Origin of the sequence: Nocardioides sp. Soil774, assembly GCF_001428125.1 — a bacterium.
Classification (GTDB): domain Bacteria; phylum Actinomycetota; class Actinomycetes; order Propionibacteriales; family Nocardioidaceae; genus Nocardioides.
This window is the reverse complement of the sequence record NZ_LMSM01000006.1, coordinates 493,512-514,708: the sequence shown is the minus strand read 5'-3', so window position 1 is coordinate 514,708 and position 21,197 is coordinate 493,512. Positions and strand designations below refer to the sequence as shown.

Here is a 21,197-nt window from a genome sequence, read left to right as displayed (position 1 = left end):
TGCCCCGGCCCGCCACCTAGGGTCTGCTGCGTGGCGAGGTGGAGGTGGCGGCGTACGTCGCTGGGCGGCGAGGCCGACCGCGCCGCCTTCCGCGCCCTGCACAACGCCTCGCTCGCCAGCCCGGCGCTGCGCGAGGGCCTGACCACCACGAGCGCCGAGCGCTCCGTCAAGCACCTGCGCGCGCTCCTCGGCACGCCGGCCGCGGGGCTCGGCGACACCAGCGGGCTGCTCGCGTGGGACGGCCTCGGCGGCCACCACCGCACCCAGCTGCCGGCCACGATCAGGCAGGTCGCGGAGACCGGACGCACGATGATCGTCGACGAGCGGACGCTCGTGTGCGACGACGGCGGCTGCCAGGTGCGGCAGGCGATCATCAGCCCGCTGGTCGTGGAGGACACCCTCGTCGGCGCGCTCGTCGTGGGGGCGCCCCACACCACGGGCGGGCTGGTGCGCGCGGCCGACGAGGTGGCGTCGTGGGTCAGCGGCCAGCTCGAGCTCGCCGAGCTCGACCTGTCGCGCAACCGGCTGATGGAGGCCGAGGTGCGCGCGCTCCGGGCCCAGATCAGCCCCCACTTCATCTACAACTCGCTCGGCGCGATCGCCAGCTTCGTGCGCACCGACCCCGACCGTGCGCGCGAGCTGCTGCTGGAGTTCGCCGACTTCACCCGCTACTCCTTCCGCCGCCACGGGGAGTACACGACGCTCGCCGAGGAGCTGCGCTCCGTCGAGCGCTACCTCCTGCTCGAGCAGGCGCGCTTCGGCGAGCGGTTGCAGGTGACGCTGAAGATCGCGCCGGAGGTGCTGCCGGTCGCGGTGCCGTTCCTGTGCATCCAGCCGCTCGTGGAGAACGCCGTACGCCACGGGCTCGAGGCGAGCGCCGACAAGCAGGACGGCGTCGGGCGGCTATCCATCACCGCCCGCGACCTCGACCAGGAGTGCCTGATCGAGGTCGAGGACGACGGCACCGGTGAGGACCCGGAGCGGGTGCGCCAGGCGCTCGCCGGCGACGCCTCGATGGACTCGGTCGGGCTGGGCAATGTCGACGCGCGGCTGCGCAACGCCTACGGCGACGACTACGGTCTGGTCGTCGAGACCGCGCCCGGCGCCGGCACGAAGGTGGTCGTGCGGGTGCCCAAGTTCGCCCCGGGAGTGCAGCTGTGACACCGCTCAAGGTCCTCGTCATCGACGACGAGCGTCCCGCGCTCGACGAGCTCACCTTCCTGCTCGGCCGCGACCCGCGGATCGGCGAGGTGCGCGGCAGCGACTCCGCGACCGAGGCGCTGCGGGTGCTGCAGGCCGAGGAGGTCGACGCGGTCTTCCTCGACATCCAGATGCCGGGGCTCACCGGGCTCGACCTCGCCCAGGTGCTCTCACGCTTCAAGTCGCCCCCGCCGGTGGTCTTCGTGACCGCCCACGAGGAGCACGCGGTGGCCGCCTTCGAGCTGCGCGCGGTCGACTACGTCCTCAAGCCGGTGCGCGAGGAGCGCCTCGCCGAGGCCGTACGCCGCGTGGTGGAGGCCGGCGGGCCGTTGCCGTCGGGCGACGTGCAGATCCCGGTGGAGCGCGGCGGGGTCACCCGCTTCATCAACCGCTCCGAGATCACCCACGTCGAGGCGCAGGGCGACTACGCCCGGCTGCACACCGCCGAGGGCTCGCACCTCGTGCGCACGCCGCTGTCGTCGCTCGCCGAGCAGTGGGCCGCGGCCGGCTTCGTGCGGATCCACCGCTCGGCGCTGGTGGCGCTCCCCCACGTCCAGGAGGTGCGCAGCGAGGGCGGCCGGGTCAGCGTCGTCATCGGCGGCACCGAGCTGCCCGTGAGCCGGCGCCACACCCGCGAGCTGCGCTCGGTGCTCACCCGCCGCGAGCCGCTCGCGTGAGTGACCAGCCGCCACCGCGGGTCCGGGTGACCGGACCGCCGCGGCGTCGCGCGTCCGTCGTACGCTCCGCCGGCACGCGCGAGATCGACGCGGAGACCGCGCTGGGCGAGGTCTTCATGCGCTCGCTCCTGCGCGAGCAGCTGCTGCTCGCGCTGCGCGTGCTGGCCGCGCTGGGGGTGACGGTGGGGCTGCTGCCGCTGGCCTTCCACCTCTTCCCCGAGCTCGGAGAGGTGCGGGTCGGGCAGATGCCGCTGGCGTGGCTGCTGCTCGGGCTGCTGGCCTATCCGTGGCTGGTGCTGCTCGGCTGGCTCTACGTGCGCCGGGCCGAGGACCATGAGCGCGACTTCGCCGACCTGGTCGGCTCGGTGCTGCCGGAGGACGAGTGAGCACCGACGTCGTCCCGGGCGTCGTCGCGGTCGTGCTGGTCTCGATCGCCACGCTCGCGATCGGCACCTGGGGCCTGCGGATCTCGCGCACCACGAGCGACTTCCTGGTCGCCTCGCGCACGGTGCGGCCGCGGCTCAACGCGAGCGCGATCGGCGGGGAGTACCTCTCCGCTGCCTCCTTCCTCGGCGCGGCCGGCCTGCTGCTGACCTTCGGCGCGGAGATGCTCTGGTACCCCGTCGGCTGGACCGCGGGCTACCTCGTCCTCCTGGTGCTCGTCGCCGCTCCCCTGCGCCGATCGGGGGCCTACACGCTGCCCGACTTCGCCGAGGCGCGGCTGGGCTCGCGCGGCGTGCGCACCCTCTGCTCGGTGCTGGTCGTCGGCATCGGCTGGCTCTACCTCCTGCCGCAGTTCCAGGGAGCCGGGGTGACCCTGCGGGCCACGATCGGGGCGCCCCCGTGGGCCGGATCGCTGGTCGTCGCACTGGTCGTGCTGGCGTCGGTGAGCCCGGGCGGGATGCGCTCGATCACCTTCGTGCAGGCGTTCCAGTTCTGGCTCAAGCTCACCGCGCTGCTCGTGCCCGCCTTCATCCTGCTCGCGGTGTGGGCGGCCGACGGCGCCGCCGACCCGACCTCGGCCGCGCCCGCGTCGTGGTCGGTGCCGCTGGCCGCGCCCGGGGGCGGGATCGGGCTCTACACGACGTACTCCCTGATCGTCGCGACGTTCCTCGGCACGATGGGCCTCCCGCACGTGGTCGTGCGCTTCTACACCAACCCCGACGGCCGCGCGGCCCGTCGCACGACCCTCGCCGTGCTGGTGCTGCTCGGCGTGTTCTACGTCCTTCCGCCGGTGTACGCCGCCCTCGGCCGGATCTACGCCCCCGACCTCGTCGCCGGTCGCTCGGACGTCCTGGTGCTGGAGCTGCCGTCGCTGATGGTCGGCGGCGTGCTGGGCTCGGTGCTCACCGGGCTGGTCACCGCGGGCGCCTTCGCGGCCTTCCTGTCGACGAGCTCGGGCCTCACGATCGCGGTGGCAGGCGTGCTGTCGCAGGACGTGACCGGTCGGCGCTGGGGCACCCGCCGCCTCGGCGGCGTCGCGTCGTTCCGCGTCGCGGCTGCCATCGCCGTCGTGGTGCCCCTGCTCATGTCACTGCCCGCCCAGGACGTCGCCGTCGCGCGGACCGTCGGCCTCGCCTTCGCGGTCACCGCCTCGACGTTCGCACCCCTGCTGATGCTCGGGATCTGGTGGCGCGGGCTGACGCCCGCCGGTGCGGTCGCCGGGCTGCTGGTGGGCGGGCTGGGCTCCGGCATCGCCGTCGCCTGGACGCTGTCCGCCACGCCCGCGCCGGGCTGGACCTCCGCACTGCTCGGTCAGCCGGCGGCCTGGTCGGTGCCGGCGTCGTTCTTCGCCATGGTGGTCATCTCGCGGCTGACCCGCGCGTCGGTGCCGGCCCACGCGGGGCGGTTCATGGTGCGGCTGCACACGCCGGAGGCAGTCGACCTCAAGCGATAGGCGCCGGCCTCGCACGTGCGGCGGTTGCGGCCCTCGGGATCCGTCGCAACGGGCCACTACCGCCACACGTGCGGCGCGGGGCTCAGCCGCGCATCGCGCGCAGGTCGTGCATGAGGTCGCGCCGGGCTTCGCCGAAGTGGTCGTGGAGCTCGCGGTAGTGCTGGTAGAGCTCGTCGTAACGCGCGACGTCGGCAGGCACCGGGCGGTAGACCGTCTCACCGCGACCACCCATGGCCGCCGCGGCCGCGTCGAGGTCGACGTGGGCACCCGCGGCCACCGCGCCGTGGATGGCTGCGCCCACCGCTGCGGCCTGCCCCGACCGGACCGTCGACAGCGGGAGTCCTGTGACGTTGGAGTAGATCTGCATCACGAGCGGGTTCTTCAGGAGCCCACCGCCCACGACGAGCTCGTCGATCGCGATGCCGGCCTCCATGAAGGCCTCCACGATTCGCCGTGTCCCGAACGCGGTGGCCTCGATGAGGGCCCGGTAGACGTCCTCCGCACGGGTGGCGAGCGTCAGCCCGACCAGCACACCGGACAGGTGGTGGTCGACGAGCACGGAGCGATTCCCGTTGAGCCAGTCGAGCGCCACCAGCCCGTGCTGGCCGATCTCCTGCTCCCCGGCCAGCTCGGTCAGCAGGTCGTGGACCTGAATGCCGCGCGCCTGCGCCTCACGCTCGTAGCGAGCAGGCACCCCCTCGGAGACGAACCAGGCCAAGGCGTCCCCGACCGCGCTCTGCCCCGCCTCGTATCCCCAGAGGCCGGGCACGATGCCGCCGGCGACCACGCCGCACATCCCGGGGACCTCGACGAGGGTCTCGTTGCTGACGAGGTGACAGCTCGAGGTCCCCATGATCACGAGCAGCTGGCCCGGGCGCGTGGCCTGGGCTGCGGGTGCGGCCACGTGCGCGTCGATCGTGCCGACGGCCACAGGGGTGCCTTCAGGCAGACCGGTCCACGAGGCTGCTTCAGGGGTGAGCCCGCCCGCGGGCTGTCCCAGCGCGAGCACCGGCACATCGACCCGATGGCCGGTGGACCCCATCAGGCGAGGGTCGACCGCAGTGAGGAAGTCGCTCGAGGGATCGGCGCCCTCCTGGTGGAGGCCCTTGTAGCCGGCCGTGCCGGCGTTCCGGACGCGGACGCCGGTGAGCTGCTGGACGATCCAGTCGGCAGCCTCCACCCAGTCCTCGGCGGCCTCGTGGACCCCGGGAGCCTCCTGCAGCACCTGCAGCACCTTGGGGAGCTGCCACTCCGAGGAGATGAGTCCGCCATACCTGGCCAGCCACGGCTCATCTCGCTCGCGGGCGGCCCGGTTGAGGAGGTCTGCCTGCCGTTGCGCCGCGTGGTGCTTCCACAGCTTGACGAAGGCGTGCGGCTCGTCCGCGAGCTCGTGCGTCTCGACGAGCGGCGTCCCGTCGGCGAGCGTGGGGAGCACCGTGCTGGCGGTGAAGGCCGTGCCGATCCCGACGACGTCGCGCGGGTCGATCCCCGCGGACCTGATGGCCTCGGGCACGGCTGTGCGGAGCACGTGCCGATAGTCGTCCGGCACCTGCAGCGCCCAGTCCGGGGGCAGTCGCCGCCCCGAGGGGAGGCTGCGGTCCAGGACGCCGTGGGGGTAGTCGGCGACGGCCGACCCGAGCTCGCGGCCGTCTTCAACGCGCACGACCACTGCCCGGCCCGACAGGGTGCCGAAGTCCACGCCGACCGCAACGGGCCGGCCGGAGGGCCGTGACGGTGGCGCGAGGTCGTCGGGCTCCACCACCACCTACCGCGCCAGCCTGACACCGCCGTGGTTGGCGATCACCTTGATCAAGGCGGACGCGTTCTCCTGGCCGAAGCCTTGCGCCTGGGCCTCCGCGAGCGTGTCGGCTGCCTGTGAGGCACCATGCATCTCGACCCCGACCGACGAACCGAACTGCTGGATGAGGCCCACGTCCTTGGCCATCAGGTCGAGCGCGAACGCCGGCGTGTAGTCGTCGTCGAGGACGGTCGGACCGACGCCGTCGAAGATCGGCGAACGGAAGTCGGTCACCGCCAGCACCCCCAGCACACGGTCGAGGTCGAGCCCGGCAGCCTTGGCCAGGGTCAACGACTCGCCGAGCGCCATGAGCTGCGCGGCCACGACCGCGTTGCCGACCAGCTTCATCCGGGCGCCGGCTCCGGCACCACCCATGTGGTGGACGGTCTCGCTGACCGCCTCGAGCACGGGCCGCACTCGCTCGTACGTCGCCTCGTCGCCTCCTGCGACGACCCACAGGCCTCCGTTCGCGGCTTCGTCGCGCGACCCGAAGACGGGCGCGTCGAGGAAGGCGACGTCGCGCCCGGCGAACGCCGCGGCCTCCTCGTCCGCGAGGGCCGGGCTGATGGTGGACATGTCCACGACGATCGACGACGGGTCGACGTGCGCGAGCACGCCGTCCGCGCCCAGCATCACCTCCCGGACCGCGGTGTCGTCGGACAGGCACGCCATCACGATGTCGCGGCCGGTCACCGCCTCGGCGATCGTGGTCGCCTCGTGAACGCCGTCAAGGCCGTCGGCGCGACCCGCCGACCGGTTCCACACCGTCACGTCGTGCCCGGCACCCACGAGGTTGCGGACCATGCCGCCACCCATGGTGCCCAGCCCCAGATATCCGATCGTTGCCATGTCAGTTCCTCTCTGCGGGGGCAGCGTGGAGCGCCGCCTGCCAGCACTGGAGCAGTCGAAGGAAGGCGGTGGCGCCCGGGTCTTGGAGCCCGATGCTGCGCTCCTGCAGCCAGGAGGCGCGACCTCGGCGGGACTGCAGCGCCTTCGTGTCGGCGACAGCCCGCTCGGCCCCGACGACCGCGGCGTCGAGGGCGGCGACGGGGTCGGACCCGGCCTCGAGCGCATCAGCCGCCGGCATGATGGCGTCCAGGATCGTCTTGTCGCCCAGCTGGGTCTTGCCGCGCAGGGCGATGTTGTCCCCCGCAGCCCGGACGAACCGGGCTGCGTCGGCCTGGTTCGGCTCCGTGGAGTCGACGAGCGTCTTCGAGCCGGCGAGCAGACCGCCGGCCACGAGGGCCGCCATCGTCGAGGGATTCGCGTTGGCGAACGCTTTGGCGCAGGCCTTGGCCAGCTCGGCCGCGGTGGCGTCCTCGGGGAGCTGCTCGAGCGCCTCGATCACTGCACCGGCGCCCAGCGAGATGGTGACGCCCAGGTCGCCGTCCCCCAAGGCCTGGTCGAGGTCGCGCAGCTCGTCGGCGTAGCCGACCAGGTCGGCGAGCGCCCGGCGCGCCACGACGTTGAGGTCCGCCGTCCTCATGCCGACACCTCCCGGAAGAACGGCGATTGCGCCGGGGCGTTCAGCAGCTCGAGCCGCGCGTCGTCCAGCCGGAGGACCGACACCGAGGCGCCGGCCATCTCGAGGCTGGTGGCGTACTCACCCACGTAGGTCCGTTCAATCTCCACACCCCTGCCCCGCAGCACCTCGTCCACGCGCCGGTAGAGCACGTAGAGCTCCTCGAGCGGCGTCGCACCGAGCCCGTTCACCAGGACGGCGACGCGGTCACCGTCGGCAAGGGACAGGTCGTCGATGATCGCTCCCACCAGCCGGTCGGCGATCTGGTCGGCGGTCTCGAGCGGTCCGCGGTGGATCCCCGGCTCGCCGTGGATGCCGATGCCGATCTCCATCTCCCCGTCCGGCAGGTCGAAGGACGCCTTGCCCGTGGTCGGCAGGATGGTGGGCGAGATGCCAATGCCCATCGTGGCGGTGTTGACCACCACGTCCTCGGCGATCCGAGCGACCTCGTCCAGGGAGTCGCCGCGCTCGGCAGCGGCACCAGCAGCCTTGTAGGCGAAGAAGATGCCGGCCACGCCGCGTCGGTCGTCCGCGCGCTCTCGTGGCTGGCTCGCCACGTCGTCGCGGCCGAGCACCGTGCGCGTCTCGATGTCCTCGAGCTCGGCGAGGTCGCAGGCGAGGTCGAAGTTGAGCACGTCGCCGCCGTAGTTGCCGTAGAGGTAGAGCACGCCGGCGCCACCGTCGACGGCCTTGGTGGCCTCGAAGACCTGCTGCGAGCTGGGCGAGCTGAACACGTTGCCGATCGCGACTGCCGAGCAGAGCCCGGGGCCGACGTAACCCTTGAAGAGCGGCAGATGACCGGACCCACCGCCGGTCACGATGCCGACCTTGCCACTGACGGGGGCGTCGGCGCGGGCCAGGATCCGGAGGTCGTCGCCGACCGTCCTCAGGGCACCGGGGTGCGCGAGGAGGATCCCTTGGACCATCTCGTCGACGAACTTCCCGGGCTCGTTGATGATCTTCTTCATGACTGCCTTCCGGAGTTGAGCGTCTGGTGTGAGTTCGGGGGGACTGCGGCGTCGCTGGGCGCCGACCGTCGAGGACCGCGTCGTCGGCGCCAGCGCACCTGGTCGGTCACCATCACGACGATGAGGATCACGCCTTGGGCGATGGCGTACTCGTAGGCCGAGAGACGCATCGCGGTGAAGCCGCTGGCAAGGACCTGGAGGGTCAAGGTGGCGAGGACCACGCCGGCGACCGTCGCGAAGCCTCCCGCGGGGTTGGTGCCTCCGAGCACGGCGATCACGATGACCAGCAGGACGTAGGACGCGCCGTAGTCGGCCGAGGCGGTCGGGTTGCGAGCGATGAACAGCACGCCTGCGAGGCCACCCAGCGCGCCCGCCACCGTGTAGGTGCGCATGAGCACCGACGAGCTCTCGATCCCGGAGAACTTCGCAGCGACCGGGTTCGCACCCTGCAGCTGGGCCCGGAGCCCGGCTGGCGTTCGCGCCACGAACAGGCCTGTCGCCACGGCGACCAGCAGGAAGACGAGGAAGAGGACCGGGACGCCACCGACGGTGGACATGCCCAGGTCGGCCAGGGACTGCGGCAGGCCGTAAAGGGTGCTCCCCCCGGTCCAGGCGACGGCGATGCCGTTGAAGACCTGCATGGTGCCGAGGGTCGCCAGGATGGGCGTGATCCCCACGCGCGAGACCAGCAACCCGTTGACCGCACCTGCTGCCACACCCACCAGGACGCCCTCGAGGGCCAGCAACGGCATCAGGCTCTCGGCCAGGCCCGGGTCGTCCTTGGCCACCGCGGTGTACGTCATCGAGATGGTGATGGCCGACAGGTTGGCGATCGCGACCAGTGAGAGGTCGATGCCGCCGGTCAGCATCGCGAGCATCATCGCGATGGCCAGCACCCCGATCTCCGGAGCGGCGACAGCGATGTTCTGCAGGTTGAGCGGGTTGAGGAACACCCGGGGGTTGAGTGCCGCGAAGAGGCCGAACGTGAGGACCGTGAGCAGCAACATCCGCCCCGTGGTGCGGTCGACGTGCACCCGTCGCAGGAGCGACTGGTAGCGATCGTCGATCCCCTCCATGGGCGTGGCCGTCCGGTCGTCGGTCTTGCTGGTCATGCGACTGCCTCCTCGGTCCGGACCACGCGTCGGTGGCGTGCGCTGCGTCGGGCCGCGACCGCCTGCACCCCGACACCGACCAGCAGCAGACCGCCGACCGCCGCCCGCTGCCAGGCACTGGGCACGCCGGCCAGGATCAGGCTGCTGCCGATCACCTGGATGACCAGGACCCCGAGGACGGTCCCCAGGACCGAGCCCCGCCCACCGAAGATCGAGGCGCCGCCGAGGACGACCGCCGCGATGATGTCGAGCTCGCTGCCGGCCATGTCACGCGGACTCGCGCTGCGGCCCATGATCATGTAGATGACCCCGGCGGTGGCGGCCATCATGCCGACGAGGACGTAGATGAACAGCTGGATCCGCACCACCGGGAAGCCGGCCCGCCGTGCCGCCTCGACGTCGCCGCCGATGGCGTAGACGCCGCGGCCGAACATCGTGCGCCGCAGCAGCCACGAGACGAAGAGGCACATCAGGACCGCCGGCACGATCATCACGTGGAGGAAGGCGTTGCGCCCGTCGCTCGACACCTCGAGCAGGTTGGTCTTGGACAGCGCCGCGAGTGACCCGGGGAGCTCCGCGACGTAGCGTGAGCCGACGTAGGTCAGCAGCACGCCGACGAAGATCCCCTGTGAACCGAGGGTCACGATCAGCGTCGGGAGCCGGAACCGCGCAATCACGACGCCGTTGAGCAGACCCAGCAGCGCACCCAGCGCGAGGGCGAACGCGAACGCCCCCACCAGCCCCGGGTCGACGATGTCCCCCGCGGCCCGCACCGTGGAGTACGCCGCGAAGACCGCGATGGCCGGGAACGAGACGTCGATGCCTCCGGAGATGATCACGATGAGGACGCCGAGGGCGAAGATGAGCGGGACGATGCTGTTGCGGAGCACCGCGAACATCGTGGGGACGGAGAAGAAGGTCGGGTTGGCGATCGACGTCACGACGACCAGACCGATGAGGATGAGCGCGAGGATCCCCTCGTTGTTGGGGCCGCGCAGTCGGCGCAGCAGGTCGCTCGCGGCTTCGGCGTTGCGAGTGGTCGTGGCGGTGCTCATGCGGCCATCCGATCCTGGATGCGGGACACGGTGACGTCGTCCCCGGCGAGCTCGTGCACGATCCGTCCTCGACGCACGATCAGGACCCGGTGGCAGCAGGAGACGAGCTCGGGGGCGTCGTCGGAGATGACGATGACGCCCATCCCTCGCTCCGCCTCGTTGCGCAGGATCTCGAGGATCTCTGCCTTCGAACCCACGTCGACGCCGACGGTCGGGCCGTTGAGCATCAAGACCTTGGGCTGGGTGGCCAGCCACTTGGCGATGACCACGCGCTGCGCGTTGCCCCCGGACAGCGACCGTACGACGGCACGGGTGTTGGGGGCCTTGACCTTCAGGCGCTCGAAGAGCGACTGGATGGTGGACCGGACCCGGGCCCGGTCGAGCAGGCGCGAGCGGCTCCGGTGCCTGTCGAGGGAGCCGGCGATGATGTTGTCCGCGATCGACTTCTCCAGGAACAGGCCCTGGGTGAGCCGGTCCTCCGGGACGTAGCCGATGCCGGCCCGCACCGCGTCTTCGATCCGATGGCCCGTGAGCGGTGCTCCGTCCACGTGGACGGTGCCGCTGTCGGGTCGGGTGATGCCGAAGAGGGCCTCGGCGATCTCGGTGCGACCCGAGCCCAACAGGCCCGTGACCCCGAGGATCTCTCCGCGTCGCAGGCTGAACGTGACGTCCTCGAAAGCTCCTGCCAGGTTCAGCTCGCGCACGTCCAGCACGGTGGGCGCGTCGATCGGCAGCGCGCTGACGACGCGCTCCTCGTTGATCTCGCGACCGGTCATGTGGTGTGCGATGGCGGCCGGGCTCAGCTCCCCGGCCGCGGCCGTGACGACGTGTCGGCCCGATCGCAGGATCGTCACGCGCTGCGAGACCTCGAGCACCTCGTCGAGCTTGTGCGACACGAACACCAGGGCGACACCGCGGTCGCGGAGCCGCTCGACGAGGGCGAAGAGCCTGGCGACCTCGCTGTGGGTGAGGGCCGTGGTGGGCTCGTCCATGATGATGACGCGCGCCTCGTGCACCAGTGCCCGGCAGATGGCCGTGAGCTGTCGGTCCGCGACGGTGAGACGCTCCACGTCGGCGTCGAGGTCCAGGTCGAGGCCCAGCTCGGCGACGATCCTGTCGGCTGCCGGCCGCAGCGCGGCTGCGGAGTAGAGCCTCTTGCCGTCCGCCACCGCCGAGGTGAGCGTGATGTTCTCCGCGACGGTGAGGTTGGGGAACAGCGAGAAGTCCTGGTAGATCACCTGGATCCCGCTGCGGATCGCGCCGGCCGGGTCCATCGCCGGGTGCGCCACTCCATCGATGACGATCTCACCACGGTCGGGACGCTCGGCCCCCGAGATGATCTTGATGAGCGTCGACTTGCCGCATCCGTTCTCGCCCGCGAGGCAGTGCACCTCGCCCGGCATCAGCTCGAGGGAGACGTCGGACAGCGCCCGCACGCCGCCGTACGTCTTGGTGATGTCACGTACGGCGAGCACGGGCTGGCGCGCGTCCGCCTGCTCTGGCTGGACCATGGGTGGGACCTTTCCAGGGAGGGGGCCGGCCACGTGGTGGCCGGCCCCTGCACGAGAGTGCTCGTCGATCAGAAGTCGTACTGCTTGGCGGTCTCGGCGTCCGCGGCGACAGATGCGTCACCGACGAACACGTTGTCGTAGCCGTCGAGCTTCTTGATCGACTCGTAGCCCTCGATCCCGAGGTCGGTCCCGTCCTCGATCGTCTCGCCCTGCGCGAGCATCATCGCGATCTGCAGCTGTGCCTCGCCGGCCAGGGCGGGGTCCCAGAAGAAGATCTTGTCGATCGAGCCGTTAGCGAGGTACTTCTCCGCAGCCGACGGGATCGAGGTGCCCATGACGCACACCTCGTCCTCCAGGCCTGCCTCCTCGACGGCGCGGGCGATGCCGGGGACGTCGTTGCCGGCCGAGCCCTGGAAGCCCTTGATGTCGGGGTACTTCGCGAGCACCTCCTTGGCCTTCTTGTACGCCGCTTCCTCGTTGTCGGTGCTCTCGATGGGGTCCTCGACGCGCTTCATGTCGGGGAACTCGGTCTGCTGCTTGTCGTAGGCCGCTCCGACCCACTCCATGTGGGTCTTGGCGGTCAGGCCGCCGACGAACTGGACGTACTCGCCCTTGCCGCCCATGCACTCCCCGAGGTTGTCCATGATCTCCTCGCCGTAGGCCGCGTTGTCGAACGCCTCGATGTCGATGTCGACGTTCTCGATGCCGGTGGCCTCGTGCGACACCACGACGATGCCCTGCTTGCGGGCCTGGGCGAGGACGCTGGACAGGGCCTCGGGCGAGTTGGGAACGACCGTGATCGCGGTCGGCTGCTGCGGGATCAGGTCCTGGATGATCTGGATCTGCTTCTCCGGGCTGACGTCGTCGGCGCCCTCCTCCCGGGCATCGACGCCTGTGCGTTCGCCGAACGTCTGCACACCCTCCGCCATGCGGTCGAACCAGGCGATGCCGGTCAGCTTCACGACCGTGACCATGGTCATGTCCTCCGGCTTCAGGTCCTTGTCGCCGACGGCACCGCCCTCACCGCTGCCACCCACGGACCCGCACCCGGCGAGCAGGGCGCTCGCAGTCAGCGCCGCGGTCGCAAGCCGAACACTCTTCCGAACCCTCATGTTCTCTCCCTTGTCTGGTGGGGCCCGCGAACCGCGCATGTCGCCTGGTTCCGCCCAACTTCGGGTGACCATAGTCACGTCGAGCCGCACATGTCGACAGTTAGGGCGCACTTTTTGCGCGATTTCTTTCGAGTTCGTGCGCGTTATCGCGCATTCGGTGCCTGATACGCTCTGCACACTTTCGAGAGAGGAGCAGCGCGATGTCGCGGCTCGCGGACATCACGGCCCTGCTGAACGAGCGTGGATTCCAGAGCGTGAACGCGCTGGCAGAGGCCTTCGACGTGGACAGCTCGACCATCCGGCGCGACCTCGAACGACTGCAGCTGCAGGGTCAGGTCAGCCGGACCCACGGAGGCGCCGTGCCGGTCGGCCGGGCCGACCACGGTCACGAGAGCAAGCCGACCGTCCGGGCGGCGGAGAAGCGCGCGATCGGCGCGGCCATGGCCGACCGGATCCTCGAGGGGCAGTCGATCCTGCTCGACGGCGGCACGACGGCGCTCGAGGTCGCGCGCGCGCTCCACCACGAGCGACTGACCGTGGTCACGCACGACCTGCGGGTCGGACTCGAGGTCGCGAAGAAGCCCAACCTCAACCTCGTCTTCATCGGCGGTGAGCTGCTGCCCAACGGATTTGCCATGTGGGGGCCGACGTCGATACAGCAGATCGAGACGATGCGCGTGAACGTGGCCATCTTCGGCGCAGGTCACGTCCTGGAGGACGGGATCTATGCCGCATCGAGCTATGAGATCGAGCTGAAGCGCAAGATGCGTTCGATCGCCGGAGAGGCGTTCTTCGTCGCCGACAGCTCCAAGTTCGGCAACGACGCGCTGTTCAAGGTGTTCGGCTACGAGGACTTCACTGCCGGGATCTCCGACGCCACGCTCGACCCGATCCGTGCGGCAGGACTGCCGGTCCCGATCATCCGCGTGCCGATCACCTGAGACCCCGCACCCAGAACTCGTTCCCGTCCGGGTCGGCCATCTCGACCTCGTCGCCGCGGTGCTCGGTGACCGAGGCCCCGAGCCCGACCAGACGCGACACCTCCGCGTCCAGGTCACCGGAGGCGGTGAGCACGAAGTGCATCCGGTTGCGCGGAGCGCGCTCGTTGAGCGGCGGTCCACCCCAGGCGATCCACATCCCGCCCGCGGGCGGCTTGATGCCGGTCTCGCCGTCCTCGTCGTGGAGGAGCGGCCAGTCGAGCGCCGCGGACCAGAAGACACCGACCTCGCGCGTGCCGTCGGCGGCCACCTCGCCGAGGAAGCCCGTCCCGGCGAGCCAGTTGTTCGTCTCCTCGATGATGCAGAACTCGTTGCCCTCCGGGTCGGCGAGCACGACGTGGCCCTCGTCGGGGAGCTGCCCGACGTCGAGGTGCGTGGCGCCGAGCGACAGGGCGCGGTCGACGTTGGCCTGCTGCGAGGCGGTGTAGCTCGTCAGGTGGAGGTGGAGCTGGTTGAGCAGGTCATGCGGCAGGTCGGCGTGCTCGAAGGACAACCGCATCGGCGCATCGGCGTCCGGCAGCAGGTCGAGGCCCGAGCGCTCCCACCCGAGCAGGTCGCCCCAGAACGAGGCGAGGCCGTCGGGGTCCGAGGCGAGGACCGTCAGCGCGTGGAGTCGTACGGCCATCCCGGCACCCTAGGCGGGCGGGCAGGGGAGGTCATCGGGGTATTCGCCCAGGCGAAGCGCCGACGACGTGAACCCTCCACCCTCGCGGACCGTCTGTCCTGAGTAGTCGCTACTTCCAGGAGGAACCATGCCCCGAGCACGCCTTGCCCTCGCGACGTCGATCGCCACCTCGGCCATCGTCCTGTCGAGCGCCGCGCCGGCCCTCGCCTTCCACCACGTCGCGCTGCCTGCCAACGCATGCGGGCAGTCCGACTTCGCCGGTGGGGCCAACCCCACGGCGATCACGGCGATCCGTGAGAACAACCCGGCCCAGACCCTTCCCCTGCCGCCGGTCGGGTTCGAGAACGCACCGGTCGATCGGGGCAACTGCCCTGCGCTGCGCGACTGACGCGTCCGAGCAACCACACCTGCGTCTGGTCGCCTCGTGTCCCACCCCCGCTGGCTGCTCTGGATCGCGGCGGTCCTGGCCGCGGTCCTCCTCGTCGTGGTGATCCTCTACGGCGGCGGGGGCGACGGCGGTCTCGGCGGCGGCTACTGACGGCGAACCCCCTCTTCGGCGCAGCGACGATCAGCGTGGGACAACCTTCGTGACCTCAGCGGCGTCACACGGGGACAAGCCGACCCCGAGGAGTGCCATGAAGCGACTGAGTGCCGTGCTCGCGACCGGAGTGCTGTCGGCCTGCCTGGCCGCTGGCGGCCCGGCCGCCGCTGCGGACCACGACACGTCGCCCCTGGGGGCGCACCTGGAGTTCCGAACGGTGACGTGGTCCTCCCAAGGAGCAGCCATGCGCGTCATGGCGCCGCGCGACTGGCCGTTGGTCCTGACGCCGGAGGGCCAGGCACGCTTCAATGCCCCCGGGCGTCCGGACGTGCTCACGATGGGCTATCGCGGGGAGGGTGCCCTGCGTCCTCAGCTGTCGAGCAAGGTCAGAGCCCTTCGAGGCACTCCTGGTCTGGACCTTTTTGTGGTCGACGGTCACGGCCGCGGCGACTCCGCCAGCGGAGAGCTTCGCTACACGTGGACACCCGAGGTGGGCGAGGTCCGCTTCGTCGCCTACCGCTACCAGGGAAACGACGCCTACATGGTTGCCGGCCCGCTGCGTGACCAGCACGGACTCGAAGCAGTGCTCCGCACGGCGACCCTCACCGGCGAGTGCAGCTGAGGCAGCCTCATGCACCGCGGCGTACGTGCCGGGCGGCGAGCCAGGTCTCGAAGCGTCCGGCAGCCGTCGCCAGGTAGCGGCGGACCTCCGCCTCCAGCTGCGCGACCTCGTGGCGCAGGCCGAACATCTCGTAGTCGGCGAGGCGCTCGGGCGCACACTCGTGCACCCGGAGAGCCGTCCGATCGAGGGACTCACCGCAGGCGCCGCAGGGCATGAACCTGGAGCTGAACATCCCACCTCACCCGCCCTTCTCATCGCGTGGTGTCGGGACTAGCGTGGACCGAAGTGAGCTGGCGCCAGAGCGGAGGCTCAAATGGCAGACAACGCAGACCTCGCACGCAGGTTGCACGAAGCATGGAACGAGCGGAACTTCGACGAGATGGCCGAGGCGATGACCCCGGACGCGACCATCACGATCGTCGGCTCGGGTGACACCTTCGAGGGCATCGAGGGCTCACGGCAGTACAGCACGATGTGGGCCGACGGCTTCCCTGACGGCAAGGTGACGATCGACCGGGTGATCGAGTCCGGCGACCAGGTCGTGGTCGAGTACACCGGACGGGGCACCCACACCGGGACCCTGGCCACCAGCATGGGTGACATCCCGGCGACAGGGCGATCGATGACCCTGCAGCTGTGTGACGTCATGGAGTTCAGCAACGGCAAGGTCCGGAGCCAGAGGTCGTACTTCGACACCGGATCCATGATGGCTCAGCTCGGCCTGATGGCCGACCAGACGGCATCACAGCACTCGTAGACCGACCAGCACGACCGGCGTCGGCTCACCCGCCGGGACTGCTCCTCACGCACGCCGGAGGAACAGGTGGAGAGGTCGACGGAGCGGGACCTCCTGGAAGAGCTGCGGCGCCACCGTGCCGAGCTCCGGGAGTCCATGGGCGCGCTGGAGGATGCCCTGGCCGCACCGGCCGCCGCGGATCGCTCACGCTGGGCCCAACGCGTGCAGGCCGCACTGTCGGAGGTCTCGGGTGACTTCCGGGCACACATCGACATCACCGAGGGCCCTCGCGGCCTCTACGGAGACGTCCTCAGGACCTCGCCGCGGCTGTCGGGCGCCGTCGACGGCCTCACGCGGGAGCACGCGCTGATCGGTGACCAGACCGACCAGCTGCTGACCCGGTTGGCCGCCCCGGACCTCAACAGTGACGTGGACGCAGTACGCCGCGAAGGCACTGCGCTGCTCGGACGGCTCGTCCGGCACCGGCAGCGCGGCTCCGACCTCGTCTTCGAGGCCTACGAGTTCGACATCGGCGGCGAGACCTGACGGGGGCCCTCACCCCACCGCCAGCCGATACCCCCGCTTCACCACCGTGAGCACCGCCTTCGTCCCGATGGCCGCACGCAGCCGCGCCACCGCCATCTCGACCGCGTGCTCCGACCCCGCCTGCCCCGACGGGAGCGCAGCGAGCAGCGCGCGCCGGGAGACCACGAAGCCGGGGTTCACCAGCAGCGCCATCAGCACCGACAGCGGCGCGGGTGACAGCTCCACCGGCACCCCGTCGAGCAGGAGCGAGTCTGAGTGCACGATCAGCGTGCGCCCGTCGGAGAGGCGTACGTCGACGCCGTCGCGGCGCGTCGGCAGCTCGGTCTCGAGCTGCTTGATCATCCCGGCCAGCCGCGAGCGGTCGGGGAAGATCGTCGGCACGCCCCACATCTCGAAGGCCGCCGCGGTGACCGGGCCGACGCAGGAGGCGACCACGTCGGACTGGAAGGCAGAGATGACGTCGTCGCGCCGCCCCACGGAGTACGCCGCCTCCATCAGGGCCGCGACCGCGGGGGCGGACGTGAAGGTGACCGCGTCGAGCTCGCGGTCGGCGATCCGGTCGATCAGGTGGAACATCGGCGACGGGTCGTCGGCGGACTCCACCCGGTAGATCGGCACCGTCAGCACCGACGCGCCCTGCCGGCGCAGAGCGTGCGCGGCCATCGACAGCGACTGGCCGTGCTCCTGCACGACGATCCGCTTGCCGGTGAGGTCGCGCCCGCGCAGGTGCGCGAGGACGTCCTCGAAGCACTCCGACTCCGGCGACCAGAGCTCGCGCAGCCCGTGGCGACGCAGCACGCCGACGCTCTTCGGGCCGCGGGCCAGGATCTCGGCCCGCCCGAGGACCGCCACGAGGTCGTCGTACAGGCCCGCCTCGGTGGCCGCGTCGAGCCAGGCCTTCATCCCGATGCCGGTGGTGGCGAGGAAGAGGTCGACCGGCTCGGCGACGACCTCCTTCGTCGCGGCCAGCAGCTCGGCGAGGTCGACGTGGTTGGGCTCCAGCGACAACGCGGCGGCCCACTCGACGCTCGCGCCGCGGCGCTCCAGCAGGGCCACCTGCTCCTCGGCCTTGCGAGCAGCGGTGACCCCGATCCGGAACCCCGACAGCGGCAGGCTCACGTGACCTCCCGCGGGGCACCGACGAGCACGACGCCGTCGACCACCGAGACGTCGTACGCCGTCACGCGCACGGCGTCGTCGTCGAGGCAGGCGCCGGTGCGCAGGTCGAAGGCCTGTTTGTACATCGGCGAGCTGACCACCGGCACGTCCCCGCGGGACCCCACGATCCCGCGGGACAGCACCGACGCCCCGCTGAACGGGTCGAGGTTCGACAGGGCGAAGACCGCGCCGTCGTGCGTCCGGAACACCGCGACGGCCACCCCGTCGACCAGGGCCGCGACGCCGCCCTCGAGGGGCACCGTCTCGACGGTGCACACCGCCGTCGAGGTCATGGTGGCGCTCATGCCGGGGCTCCCACAGGGATCAGCGCGGGCGCGACGGGCTGGATCTGGTCGCGCTCGGTCGTGAAGGCGATCGTCGGGTCGGGGGTGTCCGGGGCGTTGACGAAGGAGACGAATCGCTCCAGCTTCGCGGGGTCGGCCAGCGTCTCGGCCCACTCGTCGGCGTACCCACCCACGTGCCGCGCCATCTCCGCCTCGAGCTCCGCACCGAGGCCGAGCGCGTCGTCGACCACCACCTCGCGCACCCGGTCGAGCCCGCCCTCGAGCTGCTCGATCCAGGTGGAGGTGCGCTGGAGCCGGTCGGCGGTGCGCACGTAGTACATGAGGAAGCGGTCGAGGTAGGAGACCAGCGTCTCGGTGTCGAGGTCCCCGGCGAGCAGCCGCGCATGCGCAGGCGTGGCGCCGCCGTTGCCGCCGACGTAGAGGTTCCACCCCTTCTCGGTCGCGATGACGCCGAAGTCCTTGCCGCGCGCCTCGGCGCACTCGCGCGCGCACCCGCTGACGCCGCCCTTGAGCTTGTGGGGGCTGCGCAGCCCGCGGTAGCGCAGCTCCAGCGCGATCGCCAGGCCGACCGAGTCCTGCACGCCGAAGCGGCACCACGTCGAGCCCACGCACGACTTCACCGTGCGCAGCGACTTGCCGTAGGCGTGGCCGGACTCGAAGCCGGCGTCGACGAGCCGCTTCCAGATCGCCGGGAGCTGCTCCATCCGGGCGCCGAAGAGGTCGATGCGCTGGCCGCCGGTGATCTTGGTGTAGAGCCCGTAGTCGCGCGCGACCTCGCCGATCACGATCAGCTTCTCGGGGGTGATCTCGCCGCCGGGGATGCGCGGGACGACCGAGTAGGTGCCGTTGCGCTGGATGTTGGCGAGGTACTTGTCGTTGGTGTCCTGCAGGCCCGCGGTCGCGGGCTCGAGGATGTGGGTGCTGGTCTGGCTGGCCAGGATGCTCGCGATCGCGGGCTTGCAGAGGTCGCAGCCGCGGCCGGTGCCGTGCGCCTCGACGATGTCGTCGAAGCGGCGGTAGCCGTGCACCGCGACGACGTCGAAGAGCTCCTGCCGGGTGAGCCGGAAGTGCTCGCACAGTCCCTTGTCGACGACCAAGCCCTGACTGGCGAAGTGCTCCTCGACGAGGTTCTTGACCGTCGCCACGCACGAGCCGCAGGTCGTGCCGGCGCGGGTGCACTGCTTGACCGCGGCGACGTCCTCGCAGCCCTGCTCGGACACCGCGTGCAGGATGTCGGCCTTGGTCACGTCGTTGCACGAGCACACCTGCGCCTCGTCGGGCATGCCCATCGGCGCACCGCTGCTGGCCGGCAGGATCAGCTGCTCGGGGTTGTCGGGCAGGGCAAGCCCGCTGCTGACCATCGGCCGCAGGATGCCGTACGCCGACGCGTCGCCGACGAGGATCCCGCCGAGCAGCCGCCGACCGTCCTCGCTCACGACGAGCTTCTTGTAGACCCCGCTCACCGCGTCGGCGTACGTCAGCTCGAGCGCGCCCTCGGTCGTCGCGAACGCGTCGCCGAAGCTCGCCACGTCGACGCCGAGGAGCTTGAGCTTGGTGGACATGTCGGCGCCGGTGAAGCTGCCGGGGCCGTCGAGCAGCGCGTCGACGACGACCTCGGCCATCGCGTAGCCGGGCGCGACCAGGCCGTACATCGTGCCGCCCGGCGCCGCGCACTCCCCGATCGCGAAGATGGCGGGGTCGGCGGTGCGGCACTGCTCGTCGACCAGCACGCCGCCGCGCGGGGCGACCTCGAGGTCGCACTCGCGGGCCAGGGCGTCCCGCGGCCGGATGCCAGCGGAGAAGACGACGACCTGCGCCTCGACGACCTCCGTCGGGGCGCCCTCCTCGGTACCGGCCTGCCTCACACGCAGGCCGGTGACCGCGTCGTCACCCTCGATCTCCTCGGTCAGCACCCCGGTGTGCACCTTCACGCCGAGCTTCTCCACGTGCCGCACGAGCGTGGTGCCGGCCGCGTCGTCGAGCTGCACGGGCATCAGTCGCGGCGCCATCTCGACCACGTGCGTGCTCAAGCCCAGCTGGACGAGCGCGTTGGCGGCCTCGAGGCCCAGCAGCCCGCCGCCGATGACGATGCCGCTGGTGGCGCGCTCGCTGGCCGCCTTGATCGCCTCGAGGTCCTCGATGGTGCGGTAGACGAAGCAGCCGTCCTTGCCGCGGCCCTCGACCGGGGGGACGAAGGGCGCCGCGCCCGTGGCGAGGACCAGCACGTCGTAGTCGTGGACGGTCACCGCACCGGGGTTGGTCAGGAGGTCAACCGCGGCGCTCGGCGGCGACACGACCGTGACGGTCTTCTGGACGCGGTCGATCTCGGTCACGACGCTGTCGAGCACGAGCCGCACGCGCGGGTCGTCGTACTCCCCGCCGGGCAGCAGCGACAGCGCCTCGGACCCGAGGCCGAACCAGCTCGTCAGCCCCACCCGGTCGTACGCCGCCCGCGGCTCCTCCCCGATCACGAGGACGTCGTGGGTCTCGGTCAGCCCGCGCTCGACGGCAGCCTGGGCGAACCGGTGCCCGACCATGCCGTGCCCGACGACGACGATCCGCTGACGCTTGCCTGTGACCATGCCGAGGACGGTAGGAAGCGGATGTTGTCGGGGGCGTTCCGCAATGTTTCAGGCAGGAAAACTGGGCGGCACGGCCTCACGCACAGGACACGTCGCCCGGGGCACTTCCGCATTCCTCCACGTCCGCTGTCGACCTGCACCTACCATCCGCCTCATGCGTCTCCGGTATGCCATCGCGGCCCTCGTGACCTCAGCCGGCCTCCTCGCCGGAGGATGCGGGGGATCTGGGAGC

The 21,197-nt window shown here is 71.0% G+C and carries 22 protein-coding genes; 9 read left to right on the top strand and 13 right to left on the bottom strand.

Annotation, left to right across the window (positions count from 1 at the left end):
- Window positions 1–30: 30 nt before the first annotated feature.
- From ASG76_RS08070 to ASG76_RS08055, 4 genes are read left to right on the top strand one after another with little or no spacing between them, the layout of a single operon-like run.
- Entirely contained in the window at window positions 31–1,161 is a 1,131-nt protein-coding gene (locus ASG76_RS08070; RefSeq protein WP_082587345.1) for a sensor histidine kinase, read from the top strand.
- Complete coding sequence (locus tag ASG76_RS08065) at window positions 1,158–1,877, top strand: LytR/AlgR family response regulator transcription factor (protein ID WP_056601956.1); 720 nt, start codon at window positions 1,158–1,160, stop codon at window positions 1,875–1,877. The genes ASG76_RS08070 and ASG76_RS08065 overlap by 4 nt, the downstream gene beginning before the upstream one ends.
- Entirely contained in the window at window positions 1,874–2,263 is a 390-nt protein-coding gene (locus ASG76_RS08060) for a hypothetical protein (protein ID WP_056601955.1), read from the top strand. The genes ASG76_RS08065 and ASG76_RS08060 overlap by 4 nt, the downstream gene beginning before the upstream one ends.
- A complete protein-coding gene (locus ASG76_RS08055) occupies window positions 2,260–3,774 on the top strand; it encodes a cation acetate symporter (RefSeq protein ID WP_056601954.1) in 1,515 nt (504 codons plus the stop codon). Before ASG76_RS08060 ends, ASG76_RS08055 begins: the two co-directional genes overlap by 4 nt.
- A gap of 82 nt (window positions 3,775–3,856) precedes the next feature.
- Here the strand turns inward: ASG76_RS08055 and araB are convergent, their stop codons facing one another.
- The 8 genes from araB to ASG76_RS08015 form a co-directional block, all read right to left on the bottom strand.
- The gene (araB, locus tag ASG76_RS08050) at window positions 3,857–5,473 is read right to left on the bottom strand and encodes a ribulokinase (RefSeq protein ID WP_235529448.1); all 1,617 of its coding nucleotides are present in this window, start codon (window positions 5,471–5,473) and stop codon (window positions 3,857–3,859) included.
- 66 nt (window positions 5,474–5,539) lie between these two features.
- Window positions 5,540–6,421, bottom strand: a complete 882-nt coding sequence (locus ASG76_RS08045; protein ID WP_056601953.1) for an NAD(P)-dependent oxidoreductase — start codon at window positions 6,419–6,421, stop codon at window positions 5,540–5,542.
- A gap of 1 nt (window position 6,422) precedes the next feature.
- Window positions 6,423–7,058, bottom strand: coding sequence for a DAK2 domain-containing protein (locus ASG76_RS08040; protein ID WP_056601952.1), 636 nt, complete (start codon window positions 7,056–7,058; stop codon window positions 6,423–6,425).
- Complete coding sequence (locus tag ASG76_RS08035; RefSeq protein ID WP_056601951.1) at window positions 7,055–8,062, bottom strand: dihydroxyacetone kinase subunit DhaK; 1,008 nt, start codon at window positions 8,060–8,062, stop codon at window positions 7,055–7,057. Before ASG76_RS08035 ends, ASG76_RS08040 begins: the two co-directional genes overlap by 4 nt.
- Window positions 8,059–9,174 carry an ABC transporter permease gene (locus ASG76_RS08030; protein ID WP_056601950.1) on the bottom strand — a complete coding sequence of 372 codons (1,116 nt, stop codon included), beginning with the start codon at window positions 9,172–9,174 and terminating at the stop codon, window positions 8,059–8,061. Before ASG76_RS08030 ends, ASG76_RS08035 begins: the two co-directional genes overlap by 4 nt.
- Complete coding sequence (locus ASG76_RS08025; RefSeq protein WP_082587344.1) at window positions 9,171–10,229, bottom strand: ABC transporter permease; 1,059 nt, start codon at window positions 10,227–10,229, stop codon at window positions 9,171–9,173. The genes ASG76_RS08030 and ASG76_RS08025 overlap by 4 nt, the downstream gene beginning before the upstream one ends.
- Window positions 10,226–11,740: a sugar ABC transporter ATP-binding protein gene (locus tag ASG76_RS08020; protein ID WP_056601949.1), complete on the bottom strand. Its 1,515-nt coding sequence runs from the start codon at window positions 11,738–11,740 to the stop codon at window positions 10,226–10,228. Before ASG76_RS08020 ends, ASG76_RS08025 begins: the two co-directional genes overlap by 4 nt.
- A gap of 68 nt (window positions 11,741–11,808) precedes the next feature.
- The gene (locus tag ASG76_RS08015) at window positions 11,809–12,852 is read right to left on the bottom strand and encodes an autoinducer 2 ABC transporter substrate-binding protein (RefSeq protein WP_056601948.1); all 1,044 of its coding nucleotides are present in this window, start codon (window positions 12,850–12,852) and stop codon (window positions 11,809–11,811) included.
- Window positions 12,853–13,052: 200 nt separating this feature from the next.
- On the opposite strand from ASG76_RS08015, the gene ASG76_RS08010 reads away from it, so the two are divergent.
- A complete protein-coding gene (locus tag ASG76_RS08010) occupies window positions 13,053–13,793 on the top strand; it encodes a DeoR/GlpR family DNA-binding transcription regulator (RefSeq protein WP_056601947.1) in 741 nt (246 codons plus the stop codon).
- Here the strand turns inward: ASG76_RS08010 and ASG76_RS08005 are convergent.
- Complete coding sequence (locus ASG76_RS08005; RefSeq protein WP_056601946.1) at window positions 13,786–14,475, bottom strand: VOC family protein; 690 nt, start codon at window positions 14,473–14,475, stop codon at window positions 13,786–13,788. The two genes, ASG76_RS08010 and ASG76_RS08005, sit on opposite strands and share 8 nt — an antisense overlap.
- 127 nt (window positions 14,476–14,602) lie before the next feature.
- Between ASG76_RS08005 and ASG76_RS08000 the strand changes: the two genes are divergently transcribed.
- Both ASG76_RS08000 and ASG76_RS07995 read left to right on the top strand, forming a co-directional pair.
- Window positions 14,603–14,863: a hypothetical protein gene (locus tag ASG76_RS08000; RefSeq protein ID WP_056601945.1), complete on the top strand. Its 261-nt coding sequence runs from the start codon at window positions 14,603–14,605 to the stop codon at window positions 14,861–14,863.
- A 397-nt stretch (window positions 14,864–15,260) separates the two neighbouring features.
- A complete protein-coding gene (locus tag ASG76_RS07995; protein ID WP_157559019.1) occupies window positions 15,261–15,638 on the top strand; it encodes a hypothetical protein in 378 nt (125 codons plus the stop codon).
- A gap of 7 nt (window positions 15,639–15,645) precedes the next feature.
- Here the strand turns inward: ASG76_RS07995 and ASG76_RS07990 are convergent, their stop codons facing one another.
- The gene (locus tag ASG76_RS07990) at window positions 15,646–15,804 is read right to left on the bottom strand and encodes a hypothetical protein (protein WP_157559018.1); all 159 of its coding nucleotides are present in this window, start codon (window positions 15,802–15,804) and stop codon (window positions 15,646–15,648) included.
- Window positions 15,805–15,951: 147 nt separating this feature from the next.
- Between ASG76_RS07990 and ASG76_RS07985 the strand changes: the two genes are divergently transcribed.
- Together ASG76_RS07985 and ASG76_RS07980 are read left to right on the top strand one after the other, a co-directional pair.
- Entirely contained in the window at window positions 15,952–16,395 is a 444-nt protein-coding gene (locus ASG76_RS07985; RefSeq protein ID WP_056601942.1) for an ester cyclase, read from the top strand.
- Window positions 16,396–16,461: 66 nt separating this feature from the next.
- Window positions 16,462–16,920: a hemerythrin domain-containing protein gene (locus tag ASG76_RS07980; protein WP_056601941.1), complete on the top strand. Its 459-nt coding sequence runs from the start codon at window positions 16,462–16,464 to the stop codon at window positions 16,918–16,920.
- Window positions 16,921–16,929: 9 nt separating this feature from the next.
- Here the strand turns inward: ASG76_RS07980 and ASG76_RS07975 are convergent, their stop codons facing one another.
- Genes ASG76_RS07975 through nirB form a run of 3 tightly spaced genes read right to left on the bottom strand, consistent with a single transcriptional unit; the run spans window position 16,930 to window position 20,965 of the window.
- Window positions 16,930–18,039 carry a uroporphyrinogen-III synthase gene (locus ASG76_RS07975; RefSeq protein ID WP_056601940.1) on the bottom strand — a complete coding sequence of 370 codons (1,110 nt, stop codon included), beginning with the start codon at window positions 18,037–18,039 and terminating at the stop codon, window positions 16,930–16,932.
- Window positions 18,036–18,383 carry a nitrite reductase small subunit NirD gene (gene nirD, locus ASG76_RS07970; protein WP_056601939.1) on the bottom strand — a complete coding sequence of 116 codons (348 nt, stop codon included), beginning with the start codon at window positions 18,381–18,383 and terminating at the stop codon, window positions 18,036–18,038. The genes ASG76_RS07975 and nirD overlap by 4 nt, the downstream gene beginning before the upstream one ends.
- The gene (gene nirB / locus ASG76_RS07965; RefSeq protein ID WP_056601938.1) at window positions 18,380–20,965 is read right to left on the bottom strand and encodes a nitrite reductase large subunit NirB; all 2,586 of its coding nucleotides are present in this window, start codon (window positions 20,963–20,965) and stop codon (window positions 18,380–18,382) included. The genes nirD and nirB overlap by 4 nt, the downstream gene beginning before the upstream one ends.
- Between the last annotated feature and the right edge of the window lie 232 nt (window positions 20,966–21,197).

Bases quoted from the DNA above. Each gene is read 5' to 3' on its own strand.
- ASG76_RS08010 (WP_056601947.1), top strand. From the start codon at position 13,053: ATGTCGCGGCTCGCGGACATCACGGCCCTGCTGAACGAGCGTGGATTC.
- ASG76_RS08025 (WP_082587344.1), bottom strand. From the start codon at position 10,229: ATGAGCACCGCCACGACCACTCGCAACGCCGAAGCCGCGAGCGACCTG.
- ASG76_RS08035 (WP_056601951.1), bottom strand. From the start codon at position 8,062: ATGAAGAAGATCATCAACGAGCCCGGGAAGTTCGTCGACGAGATGGTC.
- ASG76_RS08040 (WP_056601952.1), bottom strand. From the start codon at position 7,058: ATGAGGACGGCGGACCTCAACGTCGTGGCGCGCCGGGCGCTCGCCGAC.
- ASG76_RS07985 (WP_056601942.1), top strand. From the start codon at position 15,952: ATGGCAGACAACGCAGACCTCGCACGCAGGTTGCACGAAGCATGGAAC.
- ASG76_RS08045 (WP_056601953.1), bottom strand. From the start codon at position 6,421: ATGGCAACGATCGGATATCTGGGGCTGGGCACCATGGGTGGCGGCATG.
- ASG76_RS08030 (WP_056601950.1), bottom strand. From the start codon at position 9,174: ATGACCAGCAAGACCGACGACCGGACGGCCACGCCCATGGAGGGGATC.
- ASG76_RS07995 (WP_157559019.1), top strand. From the start codon at position 15,261: ATGCGCGTCATGGCGCCGCGCGACTGGCCGTTGGTCCTGACGCCGGAG.
- ASG76_RS08000 (WP_056601945.1), top strand. From the start codon at position 14,603: ATGCCCCGAGCACGCCTTGCCCTCGCGACGTCGATCGCCACCTCGGCC.
- ASG76_RS08005 (WP_056601946.1), bottom strand. From the start codon at position 14,475: ATGGCCGTACGACTCCACGCGCTGACGGTCCTCGCCTCGGACCCCGAC.
- nirB (WP_056601938.1), bottom strand. From the start codon at position 20,965: ATGGTCACAGGCAAGCGTCAGCGGATCGTCGTCGTCGGGCACGGCATG.
- nirD (WP_056601939.1), bottom strand. From the start codon at position 18,383: ATGAGCGCCACCATGACCTCGACGGCGGTGTGCACCGTCGAGACGGTG.
- ASG76_RS08015 (WP_056601948.1), bottom strand. From the start codon at position 12,852: ATGAGGGTTCGGAAGAGTGTTCGGCTTGCGACCGCGGCGCTGACTGCG.
- ASG76_RS08020 (WP_056601949.1), bottom strand. From the start codon at position 11,740: ATGGTCCAGCCAGAGCAGGCGGACGCGCGCCAGCCCGTGCTCGCCGTA.